General features: G+C 42.7%; 18 protein-coding genes and 2 pseudogenes. 5 read left to right on the forward strand and 15 right to left on the reverse strand.

Features of this window, described 5'->3' with window-relative positions; translation table 11 throughout:
* Positions 1-11: 11 nt before the first annotated feature.
* From GPW69_RS09735 to GPW69_RS09800, 14 genes and pseudogenes are all read right to left on the reverse strand, one after another.
* Positions 12-1,388, reverse strand: coding sequence for an amino acid permease (locus GPW69_RS09735; protein ID WP_044772043.1), 1,377 nt, complete (start codon positions 1,386-1,388; stop codon positions 12-14).
* Between the two features lie 235 nt (positions 1,389-1,623).
* Positions 1,624-2,118 (reverse strand): annotated as a pseudogene (gene tnpA, locus GPW69_RS09740) (IS200/IS605 family transposase).
* A 180-nt stretch (positions 2,119-2,298) separates the two neighbouring features.
* Positions 2,299-3,753 carry a glutamate--tRNA ligase gene (gene gltX / locus GPW69_RS09745; protein ID WP_044772042.1) on the reverse strand — a complete coding sequence of 485 codons (1,455 nt, stop codon included), beginning with the start codon at positions 3,751-3,753 and terminating at the stop codon, positions 2,299-2,301.
* 71 nt (positions 3,754-3,824) lie between these two features.
* The gene (locus tag GPW69_RS09750) at positions 3,825-5,105 is read right to left on the reverse strand and encodes an MFS transporter (protein ID WP_044772041.1); all 1,281 of its coding nucleotides are present in this window, start codon (positions 5,103-5,105) and stop codon (positions 3,825-3,827) included.
* Positions 5,106-5,195: 90 nt separating this feature from the next.
* Positions 5,196-5,855, reverse strand: coding sequence for a LiaF transmembrane domain-containing protein (locus tag GPW69_RS09755; RefSeq protein WP_074391215.1), 660 nt, complete (start codon positions 5,853-5,855; stop codon positions 5,196-5,198).
* A gap of 4 nt (positions 5,856-5,859) precedes the next feature.
* The gene (locus GPW69_RS09760; RefSeq protein ID WP_074391216.1) at positions 5,860-6,306 is read right to left on the reverse strand and encodes a LytTR family DNA-binding domain-containing protein; all 447 of its coding nucleotides are present in this window, start codon (positions 6,304-6,306) and stop codon (positions 5,860-5,862) included.
* A 177-nt stretch (positions 6,307-6,483) separates the two neighbouring features.
* The gene (locus GPW69_RS09765) at positions 6,484-7,242 is read right to left on the reverse strand and encodes a TIGR00266 family protein (RefSeq protein WP_013730631.1); all 759 of its coding nucleotides are present in this window, start codon (positions 7,240-7,242) and stop codon (positions 6,484-6,486) included.
* Between the two features lie 207 nt (positions 7,243-7,449).
* Positions 7,450-7,944, reverse strand: a complete 495-nt coding sequence (locus GPW69_RS09770) for a beta-class carbonic anhydrase (protein ID WP_074391217.1) — start codon at positions 7,942-7,944, stop codon at positions 7,450-7,452.
* Positions 7,945-8,067: 123 nt separating this feature from the next.
* On the reverse strand, positions 8,068-9,435 hold the full coding sequence (gene radA / locus GPW69_RS09775) for a DNA repair protein RadA (RefSeq protein WP_024404944.1): 1,368 nt from the start codon (positions 9,433-9,435) through the stop codon (positions 8,068-8,070).
* A gap of 6 nt (positions 9,436-9,441) precedes the next feature.
* Positions 9,442-9,975, reverse strand: coding sequence for a histidine phosphatase family protein (locus GPW69_RS09780; protein WP_074391218.1), 534 nt, complete (start codon positions 9,973-9,975; stop codon positions 9,442-9,444).
* A 6-nt stretch (positions 9,976-9,981) separates the two neighbouring features.
* Complete coding sequence (locus GPW69_RS09785; protein ID WP_002939955.1) at positions 9,982-10,425, reverse strand: dUTP diphosphatase; 444 nt, start codon at positions 10,423-10,425, stop codon at positions 9,982-9,984.
* A gap of 18 nt (positions 10,426-10,443) precedes the next feature.
* Positions 10,444-11,430, reverse strand: coding sequence for a virulence RhuM family protein (locus tag GPW69_RS09790; RefSeq protein WP_024384172.1), 987 nt, complete (start codon positions 11,428-11,430; stop codon positions 10,444-10,446).
* A gap of 18 nt (positions 11,431-11,448) precedes the next feature.
* Positions 11,449-11,985 carry a hypothetical protein gene (locus GPW69_RS09795; protein WP_141668693.1) on the reverse strand — a complete coding sequence of 179 codons (537 nt, stop codon included), beginning with the start codon at positions 11,983-11,985 and terminating at the stop codon, positions 11,449-11,451.
* 94 nt (positions 11,986-12,079) lie between these two features.
* Positions 12,080-12,949, reverse strand: coding sequence for a helix-turn-helix domain-containing protein (locus tag GPW69_RS09800; protein WP_228478013.1), 870 nt, complete (start codon positions 12,947-12,949; stop codon positions 12,080-12,082).
* 338 nt (positions 12,950-13,287) lie between these two features.
* Between GPW69_RS09800 and GPW69_RS09805 the strand changes: the two genes are divergently transcribed.
* The 3 genes from GPW69_RS09805 to GPW69_RS09815 all read left to right on the forward strand — a co-directional run bounded on the left by GPW69_RS09805 (position 13,288) and on the right by GPW69_RS09815 (position 16,512).
* Positions 13,288-13,572 carry a lactococcin 972 family bacteriocin gene (locus GPW69_RS09805; RefSeq protein WP_024384175.1) on the forward strand — a complete coding sequence of 95 codons (285 nt, stop codon included), beginning with the start codon at positions 13,288-13,290 and terminating at the stop codon, positions 13,570-13,572.
* 205 nt (positions 13,573-13,777) lie between these two features.
* A complete protein-coding gene (locus GPW69_RS09810; RefSeq protein WP_074391220.1) occupies positions 13,778-15,886 on the forward strand; it encodes an amino acid ABC transporter permease in 2,109 nt (702 codons plus the stop codon).
* Entirely contained in the window at positions 15,883-16,512 is a 630-nt protein-coding gene (locus tag GPW69_RS09815) for an ABC transporter ATP-binding protein (RefSeq protein WP_014638747.1), read from the forward strand. Before GPW69_RS09810 ends, GPW69_RS09815 begins: the two co-directional genes overlap by 4 nt.
* Before the next feature lie 344 nt (positions 16,513-16,856).
* Here GPW69_RS09815 and GPW69_RS09820 read toward each other — a convergent pair whose 3' ends face one another.
* Positions 16,857-17,216 (reverse strand): YbaN family protein, encoded by a 360-nt coding sequence (locus GPW69_RS09820; protein WP_074391221.1) that lies wholly within the window; start codon positions 17,214-17,216, stop codon positions 16,857-16,859.
* 127 nt (positions 17,217-17,343) lie between these two features.
* Here GPW69_RS09820 and GPW69_RS09825 point away from each other — a divergent pair, with 127 nt between their 5' ends.
* Both GPW69_RS09825 and GPW69_RS09830 read left to right on the forward strand, forming a co-directional pair.
* The gene (locus tag GPW69_RS09825; RefSeq protein WP_074391222.1) at positions 17,344-17,946 is read left to right on the forward strand and encodes an NADPH-dependent FMN reductase; all 603 of its coding nucleotides are present in this window, start codon (positions 17,344-17,346) and stop codon (positions 17,944-17,946) included.
* 15 nt (positions 17,947-17,961) lie between these two features.
* Positions 17,962-19,197, forward strand: a pseudogene (locus tag GPW69_RS09830) (NAD(P)H-dependent oxidoreductase).
* Positions 19,198-19,278 lie beyond the last annotated feature (81 nt).

Consider the following 19,278-nt stretch of genomic DNA (forward strand, 5'->3'; position numbering starts at 1 on the left):
CGAGTTTCTCCTTACCACTTTTTAAAGCGAATGTAATGATACGCATAGCAACCAATCATAAAGGGTACACCAAAGTAGAGGCCGGCACGCTGAGAAGGATCCCAGCCAATTCCGATGATGGAAATAACCAGCAAAACAACTGTAATCCATGGCAAAGTCGGTGAAAATGGTGTCTTGTATTCCAATTCATCTACACTATTGTTTTTCAAAAATTCACGTCGGAAGCCGATTTGTGCCAATGGAATAGCCAACCAAGCAATGACGACTGCAAAACCAGCGATAGAAACCAAGGCCAGGAAGATGGTGTCTTCTGCATAAATTGAGGCAATCAAGGCAACGACAACACCAATCATGGACAAAATCATCCCACGCATGGGAACGCCGTGCTTATTGATTTTAACCAATTCCTTGCTAATCATGCCTTCATTGGCCAAGGACCAAAGCATACGACTTGAAGCGTAAAGTCCTGAAGTTGAGGCTGATAAGATAGCTGTCAAAATGATGAAGTTCATAATGTCTGCAGCGTACGGAAAACCGATTTTATCCAATACAAGCACGAATGGTGCTTCTGTCACGCCTGCTTCCGACATGGGAAGCAAAGCTGCTAAGACCACGATAGTCAAAACAAAGAAGATAACCAAGAGACCGATGGTCGATTTAATAGCTTGCGGCACGGCTTTCTTAGGATTATCTGTCTCCCCTGCAGCAATTCCAATCATTTCCACACCTGAGAAGGCATAGTTAACGGATAGCATGACCGAAATAAAACCAACCAAACCGTTAGGAAGCAAACCTTGGGCTGTAATGTTATTAAAGAGAGGTGTAGCATTGGTTCCCTCAAAAGGCAAGACGCCAAAAATCGCCAAGGTTCCTAAAATGATGAATGCCATAATGGCATAGACTTTGACAGAAGAAAGGGCGTCCTCTGCTCGAGCAAACCAGCCGACAGACAGCGTGTTCAAACCAAAGACAACGACCGCGAAAATCGTTGCAAAAATCCAAATTGGCACACTAGGAAACCAACGTTGCATGAGTTGAGCTGCTCCTACAAACTGAGAAGCCAAAGCGACTACCCAGCACAACCAATACATCCAGGCCACCATAAAACCAGTACCAGGACTGATAAACTTGGTCGCGTAGGTATGGAAAGATCCAGTCACCGGCATTGCCACCGACAATTCACCCAAAGAAAACATAACCAAATAGACCATAACAGCTCCGAAAAGATAGGCTGCAACAGCTCCAAATGGACCAGCCTGTGCAATGGTATAGCCTGAACTCAAAAACAATCCTGTCCCGATAACCCCACCGATGGACAACATCTGCAAATGACGGCTGTTCATTTCACGGTTAAAGGTGCCTTGATTTTCAAAATTATGATTTTCCATAAACTCTCCTAAATAGTAATGATTTATTTATGATAACACAGTTTTTCAGAAAATCGTTATACCGTTTTCAACGCGAGTGTTATAGTTATCAGTTATAGTCATAACCACCCGTGAAAACGGGTGGCTTGTACACCGGCTATAAGCCGTTTCTCTCCAGCGACGTCTAAAGACGTTCGCTGAACTTCGTTCAGGTTAGTGCTATAATTGCTTGACTAATGCCCGTAACAACGGGCTTTTATCTTGTTCTAAAACTGCCATCTGAAAATGGATCTTCATACTCTTTGACGCTCAATTTATCAAGTGCAATGTCATTGAACAACTAATCTCCCAGATTAGTTGTTTACTCGCGAATGTATTTCGCAACTGTCTTTTCGTTCAGCCCAACGGTACTAACATAGTAGCCTCTAGCCCAAAACTTTCGATTTCCATACTTATATTTCAAATTAGCGTGTTTATCAAATATCATTAGAGCACTTTTACTTTTCAAATATCCCATAGAATCGGAAATCGAAAGTTTTGGGGGTATCAAGACAAGCATATGAACATGGTCTGGCAGCATGTGTCCCTCAATAATTTCCACGCCTTTGTATCGACATAGATGACGGAAAATATCAATTAAGCCCTGCCTTATTTTGTAGTAAATGGATTTTCTACGGTACTTAGGTGTGAAAACTATGTGATATTTGCACATCCATTTGGTATGTGATAAACTGTAACTGGTTTTAGCCATTTCTTTTTCCTCCTTTATCTAACCTGAACAATTAGATTATATCAGGAAAAAGAAATGGAAGCTCAAAGCCTTGTAAGCCACCAGCATAGCTGGTGGTTTTCTTGTTTTTCTCTACGAGAAAAACTGGCTCGAAGCCATAACAAAATCCCCGCCGTCACGAGACAGCGGGGATTATTTATCTTACAAACTCTTCAACATATTATCAATATGCTGGATGGATTTTTCACGGCCGAGTAGGTAAATGGTATTTGGCAACTCTGGTCCGTGCATTTCACCTGAAACGGCGATACGGATTGGCATGAAGAGGTTTTTGCCCTTGATGCCTGTTTCTTTTTGAACAGCCTTGATTTGTGGGAAGATGTTGTCTGGTTGGAAATCTTCGTCCGTCATGGCTTCCAATTTTTCCTTGAGGGCATTGAGGACAGTCGGTACCGTTTCGCCTGCCATGACTTCTTTTTCTTCATCAGTCAATTCTGGGAAATCAGAGAAGAAAAGGTCTGTCAGCGGAACGATTTCATCCGCAGATGACATTTGTGGCTTGTAAAGTTCCACCAATTTTTCTGCCTTGTCTGTCAAGCGACCCGCTTCTTCCAAGAATGGTTTGGCAAGGTTGAAAATAGTTTCCAAATCAGCATTTTTGATGTACTCATTGCTCATCCAGTCCATTTTCTTCTGGTCAAATGCTGCTGGTGATTTGCTGAGGCGATTTTCATCGAAGAGTTGGATAAATTGCTCACGAGAGAAGATTTCCTCTTCACCACCAGGGTTCCAACCCAAGAGACCGATAAAGTTGAAAACAGCTTCAGGCATGTACCCTTTACGACGGTAATCTTCGATAAACTGAAGGGTGTTGGTATCACGTTTGGACAGTTTTTTACCAGTCTCAGAGTTGATAATCAAAGTCATATGACCAAATTCTGGTGCTTCCCAACCAAGTGCTTCATAGACCATGAGTTGCTTGGGTGTATTGGCAATGTGGTCGTCCCCACGGATAACGTGCGAGATTTCCATGAGATGATCGTCTACCACCACGGCAAAGTTGTAGGTTGGATAGCCGTCACGTTTCTGGATAACCCAGTCACCACCGATGTTGCCACCTTCGAACTCGATTTCGCCCTTAACCATGTCATTCCATTTGTAGATACCTGTTTCGTTGACAGCTAAGCGAACCGTTGGGACAATGCCAGCCGCCTCACGCTCTGCGATGTAGGCTGCTTTTTCATCTTCAGACATACCCAGGTATTCGTTGATGTAGCGAGGTGTTTCGCCCGCAGCTTCCTGACGCTCACGCTCCGCCGCCAATTCTTCTTCTGTCACGTAAGACTTATAGGCCTTGCCTTCTGCCAAGAGCTGATCAACATACTTTTGGTAAATATCCAAACGCTCTGATTGACGGTATTGCTCATGAGTTTCTGGACTCTCATCCCAATCAATACCCAACCAACGCAGGTTTTCAAGCTGAGAACGCTCGCCGTCTTCCACATGGCGTTTGCGGTCTGTGTCTTCGATACGAATAAGGAAAGTACCGCCGTGATGACGGGCAAAAAGATAGTTGAACAATGCTGTACGGGCATTTCCGATATGCAAAAGTCCCGTTGGACTTGGTGCGTAACGCACACGAATTGGTTTAGTCATGTTTCTCTCCTGTAAAATTTCAATCAAGAACATTATAGCACAGAACGTAATAAGAAGATAGAAAAATCAGCCTAAGCAGACTGATTTTGAGGTGTTTTTTGATTACGTGCCAGCCAGTAGAGGACATAGAGGACCAACAAGCCAGTTGCCGTTAGGAAAAGTCCGCTAATCTGATCGACGGCTAATACCAAGACCAAACCTGATACCAGTAGTCGAGTAAAGGCTTGACCTAGCATAAAATAGGTCGATACCGCTCCGCCGATAGTTGCCAGCTGCTCCTCTGGCATGGAATTAACAAACTTGGCATTAAACTTAGGGCCACTAGCTCCAGAACTAATCCCCATTGTAGTAAGGAAGAAGAAAATAATTGGCAGTTGATGTAGCAACATTCCGACAAAAACGCCAAGAAGAGAGAAAGTGGCTGCCACTTCAAGCGTCACCATGCTGGTCTTTTTGAAAAGGGTAAAGACCAAGGTCGAACCCAAGATGTTGCCGACAAAGAAAATCAGAATGGTCAGGGCAAGAGTTGTTTCAACATTGAGGAAGACAAGATTTGGGTCTTCGCTAATCAGCAGGACCAGAATAGGATACAGAATCGCTCCGCAAGCATTGATTATGGGGCTGGTAATCAGGACCAGGCGAAACTCAGGGATCTTGCGCAGCTCCACGATGGCTTGCTTGAAAGAAGCTAGAATGCCCGGACCCTTGGTTGCCTGCTCAGGCTGGCTCGGCTGCTCTGCTATTTTCAAAGGCTGCTCCGTCAGGAGTTGGCGAAAGGCTGGCGTCAGCAGCTGCATGATGAGGAGGGAGGCTAAAAAGGTGCCGGCGTTGAGAAAGGCAAGGTTTTGATAGGAGAGGAGGCCGACCAAGAGGGCAGAGAGGGCCTGAAAGGCGATGTTGAGGAGGCTGGTCACGGTCTGGCGAAAAGCCGAGTACTGCTCCCGCTCTTCTTTGGGCGCTACGCGTAATCCCAGAGGTGTATAGAGGCCGTTTTCATAGAAGCCAGCGAAGTCTGCAAAGACATTGAAAGTTGCAGCCACCACGACAATCCAGAGGGCTGGCTCAAAGCCCATGCAGAATCCGAGGATGAGGTAGAGAAGGACACGGAAGAGAAGGGTCAGCTTGATAGTACTGATTTTGTTGACCGTCTTGTCTGCCAGATAGCCTGTGAAGAGGCCCATAAAGCTAGGAAAGATTTCTGAGAAAGTCACAATCGCCAGCGCCAGACGGCTGTTTGGCACCAGCAAGACATAGTTCATCAGGGCCAGATAATAGACCACATCGCCAAAATTGGACAGCATATCCGCAGTCAGTACCCAGAGGTAAGTCGCATTTTTCAAAATCTTTTTCATGATAATCCCTTTCTTTGTTTAATTTTCGGAATATTCAGACGATTCATCTTACAGAGGAGCCTGGATAGACTTTCCTCTGTGATTATTCTTTTACATAGAGTAAATATTTAATGTAGAAAATGCCATATCACCCGTCACCAAGAGAACCTTTTCTTTTGGCTCAGATGCATAATTGTTAGTTGTTGACATGGCGCTATCCAACTCTACTACCGCTTGCCAGTCAGCAGGCAGGTAGAGTGTGATATTTGAAAAGGCCGCATCGATATAAAAATCTGCCTTATCACCTAGAATCACCGCCTGATCAAAATAGATCGTACTAGATCCAAAGGCTACATCAACACTGTCATGAATAAAATTCTCCTCATGGATATAACGAGTCGAGGAACCAAAAGCTGTATCACGCCCCTTATCGCCAATCACTCCTGTACCAACTCCATGTGCCAGTCTACGCTTCTTCGGCTTAAGCATCAGTTTCAAGCCAAGGCAAAGAAGAACAAGCGATAGAACCATATTCCAAGTCCCAAACTTCACCCAATCGTAAACTGAGTTCACCGCTATAAAAGCCAGACCGAAACAAAAGATACTGGCAAGCCAATCCTGCTTCACCAAACGGTGAAAACCCGTCACAAAGGTTAAAACAAACCAAACAGTTGTCCAAAACGGCATGGCCAGATGTAAGCCTAAGGAATCCCTTAGCAATACCAAGACCGCTAATCCAATCACTAAACAACCTATCATAAAACGTTTCATCTTCCTACCTCATTTCCTGTAACTTTTCTTTTAATAAATGGTAATAATGTCGCGACACGTGAACTTCCTTGTGAGTCTTATAGAAGGAAATCCGACTGGTGCCTGAGAAGGACTTATCTAGCGAATAAACTACCTTGCTATTGACAATAGTTGACTTAGCTACCCGACAAAAGTAGATAGGCAAATACTCCTCAAGTTCATAGAGTTTCATCTTAACCTCGTAGGCATCATCGCTTGTATGAGCAAAAATCTTGGTTCCGTCCGTTTCAAAGAAAAGTATGTCACCCAATGACAGAAAATACTCGCTGCTCCCCTTGTAAAAAACAAGCGAGGGACGACTAACTTGTTGCAAAGCTTGCTGAATCTGTTCAATCTCTGGCCCCAGCTGACTGGTTCGGATAACAACTTCAACCTGATCTAAGCTGTCATCAAATTCAACCCTAACTTTCATAGCTCCCTCCTTTTTGATAGCTCTATTATACCAGTTCGACATCCAATTACAAGGGCATTTCAGTAAGTGGCAAAATTAGATAGGTAAGTGGTAGAAATAAACTAAGAAAAGTCCCTTGCATTACGCGAGGGACCTTATTTTTATTATATGATTTTGAAAATTGCAGAGTTTTTCTTCTTAAAAAATCGCATCCAGCAATGATGTGCTTCCACCACCACCGTCACCACCTGCACCGACAATATGATTGCCAATGACCTGAGCAAAGGTTTCAATGTTCAAGCTCTGTACATAGATTTCTCCATAACCTGTAAAGGTATTAACGATTCCTTCACCTGTACCAATAGATTGGAGGAAACCATTTTCCATATGGATATTGTAGTCCAAATCACGACTCCACGCAACCACATGAGCATTGTCAATGGTGATACTTCCACCATCTAAAGTTAGCTTCTTAATAGAACCAAACGCATTCGCCAAAAGTGTTCCGCGCCCCTCTGTAGTCATCACAAAGAGTCCACCCTGACCACCAAAGAAAGCTTTCCCAACACTCTGGCGTTCCATTTTATATTGGGCAGAACCATCTAGGGCAAGGAAAGCACCATCATTGAGGCGGTATTGCTCTGCCCCCAGTTCCAAGGCAATAACCTGACCTGGCGTTGAAGGCGCAAGTGCAATTTTTCCGTCGTCGCTATTGGAAATGGCTTGCGTGATAAACATAGATTCGCCTGATACCATTGACCGACCGATGGCCCCCATCAATTTACCAAAACCTGAACCACCACGCGCATTGAGCTTGGTATTCAAGGTCACACTCGGCGTATGGTAGACCATGCTCCCTTGTTGAATATAAGCTGATTCACCAGCTTCCAAGGCGATTTCCACCAAAGGAAACTGCATATTACTATCGATAGTATATTTCATCCGATTGTCTGACATAGTTGACTCCTATTTTTTACGAAAGGTCCTGTTAACCACAGGATAGCCATAATAAACTTAGAACAAGCTAAAATAAACCAAGTATCATTTATCTCTTTGTTTGTTCTGTTGTGATAATACAATTTTATCTCATTCAAAAAAACTTGTCAAGGATTTCTCGGCCATTCAGATAAAATTTACAGGAAAAACCGAATTTCCTGAGCATTCCTATATAACTTCTATCATACGACCCGTATCCACATCATAAACCGCACCAGAAATTTCAATGTCGTCAGGTATGAGCGGAGATTGTTTCAAGAGAGCAATATCCTCCCGCACGCTTTCTTCAATGTCTGTAAAAGGAAGAAAGTCCTGACCAGCCACATCCACTCCCAGATCCCGCTTGAGTTGGACCGCAAAGTCCTCATTGATAAAGGTCTGGGCACCGCAGTCTGTATGGTGGAGCACCACGATTTCCCTTGTGCCGAGCTGCTGCTGGGAAATGACTAGCGAACGAATCATGTCCTCCGTCACGCGCCCACCCGCATTCCGCAAAATGTGGGCATCACCCAGAGCCAAGCCCAAGGCCTGCGCCACGTGAAGCCGTGAGTCCATACAGGTCACGATAGCCACCTTTGTCTTTGGACGAAGAGGCAAATGGTAATCACCATGCAGATCAACATAGGCCTTGTTGGCCTTCATAAAGTTTTGAAAATAAGACATAGGACCTCCTTGTCTGATGAGAATTTCTGAAATTTTCAGAAATAGGTTAGACCTAGCTTATCACATTCCCGACTATTTGTCGCAAAAAGAGGAGCGACTAACTGTCACTCCCGAATGATTTCATCAGTTGAACACTTTCTGCAAGACTTCGCCAATGGTGGTCACGCCGATAACGGTGATTTCCTTGGGCACCTTGATACCGGTCAGAGAATTTTTGGGGGCATAGACCTTGGTAAAGCCCAATTTAGCGGCTTCGTTAATCCGTTGTTCAATCCGATTGACGCGGCGGATTTCACCTGTCAGACCGATTTCGCCTATAAAGCACTCTTGTGGGTTGGTCGGCTTATCCTTATAACTGGAGGCAAGGGCAACTGCGACCGCTAGGTCAATAGCTGGCTCATCCAGTTTGACACCGCCTGCCGACTTGAGGTAGGCATCTTGGTTTTGGAGGAGCAGGCCTGCCCGTTTTTCCAAAACCGCCATAATCAAGCTGGCACGGTTGAAGTCCAAGCCTGTCGTGGTCCGCTTGGCATTGCCAAACATGGTCGGCGTCACCAGGGCCTGCACTTCTGCAAGGATAGGGCGGGTGCCCTCCATGGTCACGACAATAGCAGAGCCTGTCGCCCCGTCCAGACGCTCTTCTAGAAAGACTTCACTAGGATTGAGGACTTCGACCAAGCCCTGTGACTGCATTTCAAAAATGCCGATTTCGTTGGTGGAGCCAAAGCGGTTTTTGACCGCCCGCAAGATACGGAAGGTGTGCTGTCGCTCGCCCTCAAAATAGAGAACGGTGTCCACCATGTGCTCCAGGGTCCGCGGTCCAGCCAAGGTGCCTTCCTTGGTCATGTGGCCGACGATGAAGGTTGCGATGTTGTTGGTCTTGGCAATCTGCATGAGTTCATTGGTTACTTCACGGACCTGACTGACAGAGCCTTGCACGCTGGAGATGTCAGGGCTCATAATGGTCTGGATAGAGTCGATAATCAGGAAATCTGGTTTTATCTTCTCAATCTCGGTCCGAATGCTCTGCATATTGGTCTCCGCATAGAGATAGAACTCGCTGTCGATGTCGCCCAAACGCTCCGCCCGCAACTTAATCTGCTGGGCAGACTCTTCCCCCGACACATAGAGGACCGTGCCAATGGTCGAAAGCTGGGTAGAAACCTGCAAGAGCAGGGTGGATTTGCCAATCCCTGGATCGCCTCCGATCAAGACCAGACTTCCTGGTACCACACCGCCACCGAGGACGCGGTTGAACTCTTCCATGTTGGTCTTGGTGCGGGCCACTTGAATGGAGGAAACTTCATTGAGTTTCATGGGACGGGTCTTCTCACCTGTCAGGCTGACCCGCTCGTTCTTGACTTCTGCAACTTCCACTTCCTCGACAAAGCTAGACCAGGAGCCACAGTTTGGACAACGGCCCAGATACTTGGGCGAGTGGTACTCGCAGGATTGACAGACAAAGGTTGTTTTTTTCTTAGCGATGATGATTTCCTCCTATATAGTGTATTCTAGGATTTCGCAGTAGGCTATGGTTTCTTTGGGGACAAACTGGCGTATCAGCATACCGTGACAGACGATAACGATTCGGTCATAGGCTTTGTATTTTTCAAGGGCCTGTAAAAATCGCTCTTTCATCTCCGCAGCAGTCTCATAACGAACAGGAGAAGACTCAGGCACCGCTCCGCTATTTTCCAAAAATAATCGATGAGCTAAGATAGCCTCATCTTGACTGGCATTTTGTCCCAGTAGGTCTGGTCGCCACTCATGAAAAAAGGGCTCGACCAGAAGAGGTAGTTGCTGGGCATGAGCAATGTAAGTTGCAGTCTCCAAGGCCCGCGTGACGCTTGAAGCGATAACCACCTTAGCCTGAGCAAAAACAGAACTGCTGGCAACTTTCTGGGCCAAAGCCCTTCCCTTTTCAGTCAGGGGAGCCAGATCCCGTCCAAAACCTGCGTACAGCCGAGGGTTGTCAGGCTGGTCAAACATACTGTAGTCAGGCTCGGAATGCCGCACAAAGAGAATCTGCATAGTAGTCTATTTCCCCGTCGAGCCAAATCCGCCCGTCCGAACGCCGTCGGCCTGGTCGCCGTCAGCCAAGAGGAAGGGGGCAAAAACAGCCTGTACAATCCGCTCGCCAGCTTCCACCACGACGGTTTCCTCTGTGATATTTCGCATCTGGGCAAAGATATGACCTTCATTAGCTGGATTGCCATAGTAGTCTCCGTCGATAACCCCAACCGAGTTAATCAGGACCAGGCCCTTCTTGCGAGGGTTGGACGAACGGTCGTAGAGATAGAGGACCTCGTTGGCCTGCATATAGGCCTTGACACCTGTTGGAACCAACTTAATCTCTCCTGGCTCCAAGCTGACGGTTTCTGCAGCCTTCAGGTCGTAACCTGCTGCGTGGGCTGTCTCTCGTTTTGGCAATAAATTTTCATCTGTGAACTGGCTGACCAGTTCGAATCCACGGATTTTCATATTTTTCCTTTCGAATGCTTATTTTGAGGATAAATCTTCTAGTAATTTTTCAAAATCAGAATTTATCTTTTGGGTTTTATTAAAAATTGCATATTCTGACCGAGCTTTCTCCTTGGCTGACTGCCTTGTAATTTGACCATACCCCTCTAAAAGTTCATAATCTTGAAAGGCTAAAAATCGGTCAATACTATCTGCCAAATCTTGCATGGTCTGAGTTTTTCCTTGCTCAATTTGTCGCTCCAGATAGTCAAAGTAGCCCGAAATACTACGTTCCAGCGAACGAATTTCCTTTTCGTTCAGATAATTTTTAGCCACAAGAGCGTCCGATTGCAAAATACGTCCGTCAGGAGAGTGCTTCCAGGTTACCAACCCCATGTTCGCTTTGGTGTGGTCTGCCTTTTCATAAATAATTTCTGCAGCTGTTTTACCTGTAATCGCATAATGAAATTTATTTTGCACATGAGCATAGAATTGCTTAGTCATCAAGCTATTAGCGTCATAATCAATCGCAATCTCTGCAAAAATATCTGTGATTTGTAACCAAATTCGTCGTTCACTAGCACGGATAGAACGAACTCGTTCTAAGAGCTCACGGAAATAATCTTTTTCCAACAGGTTTTCGCCTTGCTTCAAACGCTCATCATCCATGGCAAAACCTTTAATCATGTATTCTCGAAGCACAGTTGTTGCCCACTGCCTAAACTTAGTAGCCTTTTGAGAATTGACACGATAACCGACGGAAATGATGGCATCGAGATTGTAATAGCTAGTTAGATAATTTTTACCATCACTTGCAGTTGTTTCCATTTTGGAAATAACTGAATGCTCATCTAGTTCGCCTTCTTCAAAAATATTTTTCAAATGTTTGCTGATAGCTGGCACACCAACATCAAATAGTCTTGCCATTTCCTTTTGACTGGCCCAAATCGTCTCGTCACTGACAATAACACTAGCCTTTTCTTGGTCATTTTCTGCTCGGTAAATTAAAAATTGTAATTCCTTCATATTTGCCTCTTTAATTATTTAGGGCTCACTCCCCACTACAAATTCATCCGCATTTTTCGTCACAAATGCAAAAAGTGTTGTTAAGGGAAAGGCGTACTCGTCATCAAAGCGGGCTGCACGTAGCCACAAGTCTTGGTCAACCTTACGGAGATAGACACTGCGAGGGAAGGCGAATTCTTCTTCCAACTGAGGCGATAGCAGGCAAATGGCTCCGTCTGGTGATTTTCCTTGGGACAGAATATTATCTTGACTAACTTCCTGTTTCAACAAGGCCAGCCGAAGATAAACTCCCAGATGAGCTGGTGGTAATTGATAACCAATCTCCACGGCTCTCTCCTCTATCTGAGGAGCAGTTGCTTCCCGATCAAATCCCATATCAGCTAGACTGACAATCTCAACTAAACACTTCTGTTTCTCCACCACTTCTTGATAAGTTGGATGAGCTAGGTAGGTCTTGAAATAGGCATTTACCAAAATCCCCTTGTCATCTAAGTAGGCAAGGATTTCTTCTTTTTTTAGGGGAAATAATTCAACTCGAACGCTCAGTCTTTTCATAGGTCTATTATACACTAATTCATCAAAGGCTGCGATTTTCAGCAAAAAAACACCTGACCTACAGGTGCTACAAATATAAACTAGCTCAAGCAGTTCAAACCTCTTCCGAGCCAAAAATCTCCCAATACTTCTCGACTTCTTGCTCCAACTGTTCAACCATCTCTAGCAAGTCTGCGGCTCGGAGAATGGTAAGCCCCTTGTCCACCATCTCTCTATCCTGTTGAAAGATGCCCATACGGACATTGGCCATGCCTACATAATCAATCCGCATACTTTCCTGAGCCATGGCATAAACTCTCTCCATAACAGGATGACACAAGCCATACTTTTCTTTTCTCAACAAGACAGTTGATAGGTTATAGAGAAAAGTCAAATGACTAACATGAATGTCTCTGAAATTCTTATATTTGTCCAAGGAAAGCAAAATTTTATCTACAAAATTTTCCAAATGGACTACAGGAATAATCGGAAGAATAAGACTTAGCTTACGAAAATCAGCCAGATACCAAGTATCTGACTTTTCTAGCTCTTGCCAGAGTTCCTGAGCTAGCTGCTTTGTTTGTTGCCCATCTCCTACCTGAAGGATAGATAGCAACAAACGTAATTGTTTTTCTATCCGCTGAACCCGTATATCTTCATGCTTCTTCAAATACTGCTCTACTTGGTACAAAAAATCCCGACAGTTTGATTCAGAAAAAAATAGTCCTCTCAGATTTTCAAAGCGATGGATGATAGAAGAACGCTCCGAAGGCTGATAGGCATGGCAGATATAGTCAAACTCTGCAAAGGTCATATCCAGCTGACGAAGAATATGGGAAAAGTGAGCAATGGTCGGGTACTCTTTGTTGTTTTCAATTTTTGATAGGGTCGTCCGTGACAAGGCATCTCCACAAACTTCCTGCTGGCTAAGCCCTTTTGATTTGCGAATCTCTTTTAAGACTGTTCCAAAATCCCACTTCATCATAACCTCCCAAAACGTGAGAAATGTTTACGTTTTCAACAATTGCACTTATTCTATGATACCATAATAGTAAATAAAAACAAACAAAATGATAGGAGGTCCTCTTATGAAAACTTGGAAAAACTATCTCTTGCTTTTAGCTTACCTAGCAATCCTCATGGTTCCACACCTCCTAGGCGGTGGCTGGTGGTCATGGCCGTTACCAATTATCAACAAATAAATAAGATACCACCATCTCACCACTCTGGAAAGGAGGAAAAAGACTGGAAACTATATGTTGAGTGGAGGGGGTGGGAAAGCTAATCTTAAAAATAAAAATACACTTAGGAAGGAAAATTATCATGAAAAAGTTTGCTAAATTAGGTTTTGCCTTGGGAATTGCTTGTAGTTTAATGGTATCCACAGTCGCCTTTGCAGATTTTGTCGATGGTGGCGAATGGCATTATGGAGTTGGATGGACAGGAACCTACGGGTATTCCAACTACCATCATCCAACACGTTCTCATACCGCTACTGTAAAAAATGGGCAACATGAAAACCGTCAACGCCAAGGCGCAGGTATTTGGGCAAAAGCATCTATTACCAAAATCCCACCAACTGGCATGGAATATTTCTATGGTTTTTGATATGCACTAAAATTAGTTTTCCACAGACCATGAAATTAAGAGAAAAACGATTACCATGCTCAGAAATGTTTGATAGTAGGGTAATCGGGAACAACTGTTACTCATCAATTGCTAAATGACTGATAGTCAAATTCAAAAAGATAGTTAGTTTCCGACCAGCTCTATTGGTGTGCTGGTCGGAAAACGTTTATAAGGAGGTGTTCAGATGAAAAGGCTAAACCATTTCTGTATGATTCTACTTCTGTGTTGTGTCAGTTTTATCGTTGTAAATCTACACTATACAAAGGAAATCAATCGCATACGTGAATTAGGAACGACTGACTATTCATTTCAATTTTATTTACGCGATAGTGCCGTTCCTTCACAGGATTTACTGCATTTTTTTGAAAAAATTGCTGATAAATACGACGTTTCAATTGTCAAAACAGATAGCAACACCGAGATAATAAAAGCAGGTGTTTTTTCTCATGAGACCTTTCCTTATAAAGATTTTGGAATCCAGCAACTTACTTTTAACGAAGACGGAAGTGGATCTTATACAAATATACAATCCTCCGACAAACTAGGGCATATCCCAACATTTTTGCAGGCCAAGACGATACGGCTCATCACTTTAAAAAACTATTTTCAAGATACATCCCATACACTAAATGGTCAGTATACCGTCACATCAACAAAATCCATAAACGGCACTGAAATCGTACAGGAATTAAGTCATTTTTTCAATATTGATTCTTCTACACTATTGACTCCAACCTTTGAAACAGCAGTAGAATTAATAAACAGAGACTTGCTACTAGTAGCACTCATCTGCTGTATCGCATTTTTACTCCTTTCATTAACTTCTGTGTACCAACCAATTTTAGATATCAAACATATCGGCGTTGAAAAAATACTTGGATACAGTAACTTAGAGATTTTCTATCGCTATGTAAAACAAAATATACTAATCATAGGAATCGGTAGTATCATTCTAAATAGTTTATCGTTTCTGTTTTTTGACTACATGCCTCAAGGTTTTACAACTATGATGCTGTTAGCGCATTTTATCCTCCTTCAAGTCTATCTACTCATCAACATTTTAGTCATCACAATTATCCAACGCATTAATGCCGCATCTATCATAAAAGGATTTGTTTCCTTCAAAACAGGATTCTATATCAATAATTTCTTCAAATGTTGTCTCACACTTCTTATCACTATATTGATGATTGGTGTCGGAAATAGCATTTATGAGGAACACCAAGAATTGAACTATCAAGAACAATGGGAAAAACAGGGAGATTTCCTAACACTCGAAACCGTAAAATCAGGAAATCAACTCTGGCAAGATAGCCTGTCTGGTTCCGACAAAGCTCATCAATATTATTACTCCTTATATAAGAATTTGACAGAAAATCTTCCAACTTACTATATTCGTTCTAGTATCATAAACCCTGGCAATTTCTCACATCTTAAAGAATTTGAACATTCAACATTGGCTAATGACATCCCTGTTCTATACGCCAACAAAACCTATCTAGAAAGTATAGGATTTCCGATTCCACATACAAGTAAACAATTGACTGTACTCTTTCCAGCATCAATGAAAGAGAATGAAGAGTCTAACAAAAATCTAGCAAAATTGATTGGTTTTCTGTCACTGAAATATGAAGAACAAGTGGCAAAAACAGTCAGCGAGGTAGATGTTGAATACATTTATTATGACGGCGACTGGACATTCTTCCCATACAATGAAACCTTATCCAACAATTTCACTAATCCAATGATTAGCCTGGTCAATGACAATGATATGTCGTGGGAAGATAAAGCACACCTATCAAATACTGGACTAAGTAGCCCAATCAAAATTGCAAATTCCCCTCAACATCAACAAAAAATCGAACAAATTCTTCAGAAATTACCTGATGATAGCTATTTCAAGTTCTCGTCAATAAAATCTATTCAACAAGGACGTGTAGATAGTTTCCGAGACGCTAGTCGTAACTTCGTCACCCTGTTTGCGATTATCTGCTTACTGAGCATTGTTGTTTCCTATTTTATTGTAAAAAGTATGTTTCTTTGGAGAAAATCTCATATCATCACTATGAAATTTTTAGGATGGTCACTTTTTGACCGCTACAAACCTATTCTAATCGGACTAACTCTACTATATTTGCTACCTCTTCCAGTTATTTTGATAGCTGGTAAGTCACTATTTCCTCTTGCACTTTTTTTACTATTTGCCATTGCTGATGGGGGTATTTTCCTATTTACATCACTGCGCATGGAGCAAAAAAATCTTGTACAATACTTGAAAGGAGAGAACCTATGATTCATTTAGAACATATCTTTAAAAAGATTGGTCAAAAACATATCCTACATGATTTTTCCCTCAACATTGAACAAGGTGAACTAGTCGCAATTGTTGGAAAAAGTGGTAGCGGAAAAACAACATTACTAAACATCATTGGCTTGCTTGACGGTGAATACGAAGGAAATTACCTCCTATTTGGTCATTCAAACGTACCTGTAAACACTAGGACATCTCAAAAAATAATTCGGGAACAAATTTCCTATCTATTCCAAAATTTTGCTCTAATTGAGAACGAAAGCGTCGAGTATAATCTCCTGATGGCATTAAAATATACCAGATTATCAAAAAAGGAAAAGGAAGAGTCCATAAAAAATATACTAGAAAAAATCGGACTAGCAAACACGCTAAAACAAAAAATTTCCGAGCTGTCTGGAGGAGAACAACAGCGAATTGCTATCGCTCGTGCTCTACTCAAACCAAGCAATCTTATCTTGGCAGATGAGCCAACGGGATCATTAGATCAGGAAAATAGGGACTTAATCCTGCAATTTCTCATAGAAATGAATAATAGTGGAAAAACAGTAATTATCGTCACACACGATCCATATATTGCCGATAAGTGTCAGCGGATTGTTCGTTTATGATTTAGATAGTTTCTACACCCTTTGCGAATAAGCTTTCCGCTAAGAACCTACATTCACAAGTGAGGTACTTCCACACCCAGAAGCAGGTCGTCTATGGCCTGACCCGAATACGGCATTGACTCTGCCGAGGTTATCATATTCAAGAACAATTTAGATACAACAAGAAAAGGTCTGAAAACCAGCTCATCTGGTTTTCAGACCTTTTCTATCTTCCCTATTCAAACACAAACTGGTTGTGGTAGAGTTCGGCGTAGAAGCTATTGAGTTTAAGGAGCTGGCTGTGGTTGCCTTGCTCGATAACTTTTCCGTCTTTGAGGACGATGATTTCATCCGCAAGTCTGGATCTATTTCTCTGGTATAACCCAAAACAGATAGTAAGTAATAAAGACTGTCAGCAAGCCAAGTCCAATTTTGACAAATAATACAGGAGCCAACCAAATGGAAATCCCCATGAGTATGTAGATTTGCCAGATAATTTGTTTTTTCCGTTTACGGGAAATGGCTTTGGTTTCAGCATAATCCGCTACGTAAAATTTATAAATTTTTGTATTGCGTAGCCATTTTTCAAAATTTTTAGAGCTTCTAGCAAAACAAAATCCAGCCAAAAGTAAAAGAGGCGTTGTTGGAATTATAGGTAGAACAATCCCAATCATGCCAATAGCAAGACTAACAAAACCAGCTACTAGATAAACAATTTTTTTCATAATACTATTATACCAAAAGAGTTCGTGATTTTTTGAACATTTTCTGTATAGTTTAGGAAAGCGCTCGCTTTCCACCCTGTAAACTGGTATGATAAGGATATTACATTTAGAAAAGAGAGAAGATGCTATGAAACTTCTAGGACTTGTCGGAACCAACTCCGCTCGCTCAACCAACCGCAAACTCTTGCAGTACATCAAACAGCATTTCGCAGACAAGGCTGATATTGAATTGGTTGAAATCAAGGACCTTCCAGTCTTCAATAAACCGGCTAATCGTGAACTGCCAGAAAGTGTTAAAGAATTAGTTGCAAAGATTGAAAGTGCTGATGGTGTCATCATCGGAACACCTGAGTATGACCACTCGATCCCCGCTGTTCTTATGAATGCACTAGCTTGGGTATCATATGGAGTCTACCCTATGCTTAACAAGCCGGTTATGATTACAGGTGCCTCATACGGAACACTCGGTTCGTCCCGTGCTCAATTGCAACTACGCCAAATTCTCAATGCTCCTGAACTCAAAGCTACTGTTTTACCAGATGAGTTCTTACTATCTCATTCCATGAAAGCCTTTGATACAAACGGTGAGCTTATTGATTTAGAAATCAGTCAAAAACTGGATGCCATCTTTGATGACTTCCGTCTCTTTGTCAAGATGACAAGTAACCTGTCTAGCGCCAAAGAGTTACTTCAAAAAGAAGCTGAAAACTTTGACTGGGAAAACTTGTAAGAGAGGAGAACAATCATGAAATTTGTCGGAATTGTCGGGTCTAATGCAGACCAATCTTATAACCGCATGCTATTGCAATTTATTCAACGCCACTTTAAAGTAAAATTTGAATTAGAGCTTTTGGAAATCAAAAATGTCCCAATGTTCAATCAGGACGAAGACCAGTCTAATAGTTTTGCGATCCAATACCTTTACAACAAAATCACACGTGCTGATGGTGTCATCATTGCTACACCTGAGCACAACCACACCATCACACCTGCTCTTAAGAGTACTCTAGAGTGGCTAAGTTTCAATTTACATCCATTTGAAAATAAACCAGTTATGATTATCGGGGCTTCTTACTACGACCAAGGAACGTCTCGTGCTCAAGTCCACTTGAGAAAAATTTTGGACGCTCCAGGTGTCAATGCCTATACACTACCAGGTAATGAATTCCTCCTTGGTAAAGCGAAAGAAGCTTTTGATGATAAAGGGAACATTATCAATGAAGGGACTGTAAAATTCTTGGAAAGCTGTCTAGACAACTTTATCAAGTATGTCGGCGTTGTATCTAAATTGAAACAACCCAAGCCAATTGCACCCGAAGATTTAGACTGTACCCATCCAATCGCAACGACCATCACAGGTGTGGACCCAGATGACCCAGACTGGCTGGATAAGGCTTCTAAATTGGTCAACGCTGTCGAGGGAGATACGTATGTTAAATTAGATAACGGTCTTTTAACAGTTAACCAACTCAATATGTTCCTCAACGCCATGCCATTTGAGTTGACCTATGCAGATGATAACAATTAGTTCCTCTATTACAACAATAGCCACCAAGAGCCTGATACTATGTTAGGTAAGCGGGTCCCAGAGCAAGTAGGAAACCGCTTGTCAACCGTTCACGGCACTTTACCACCTGCTCGTATGAAGAATGTCGAATGGGTTGTTGGAACCTTACGTAATGGTGACCAAGAGTACGTTCGAACAATCGTCCCGGGCACACCACCTGAAATTATCAATACTCATAACTACCAAGCTATGTACTATCCTGACGGGTCCTACGCTGGTATCAATGAAATTATCTTTAATTTTAAGCCATGGTTAGATTGGTATCTTGAAACCACTGGACAACGCTTGGTGGGGGGTGCAGGAAACACCGCATCTCCTGCCCATGTTGATGCAACCTCTGGCGCTTCAGATACAGGTAGTACCCATACAGCTTCCACACCGACAGATGCCAATTCTGGTGCATCTGCTCACTAACAAATAAAAACTAGTGGGAAGGGGCTCCCTTTCCACTATATTTTTCAATAAATTTTTGATGATTATGTCACAAGGAGGCCC

It is taken from the genome of Streptococcus suis, from assembly GCF_902702775.1.
In the GTDB taxonomy this organism is placed as follows: Bacteria; Bacillota; Bacilli; order Lactobacillales; family Streptococcaceae; genus Streptococcus; species Streptococcus hashimotonensis.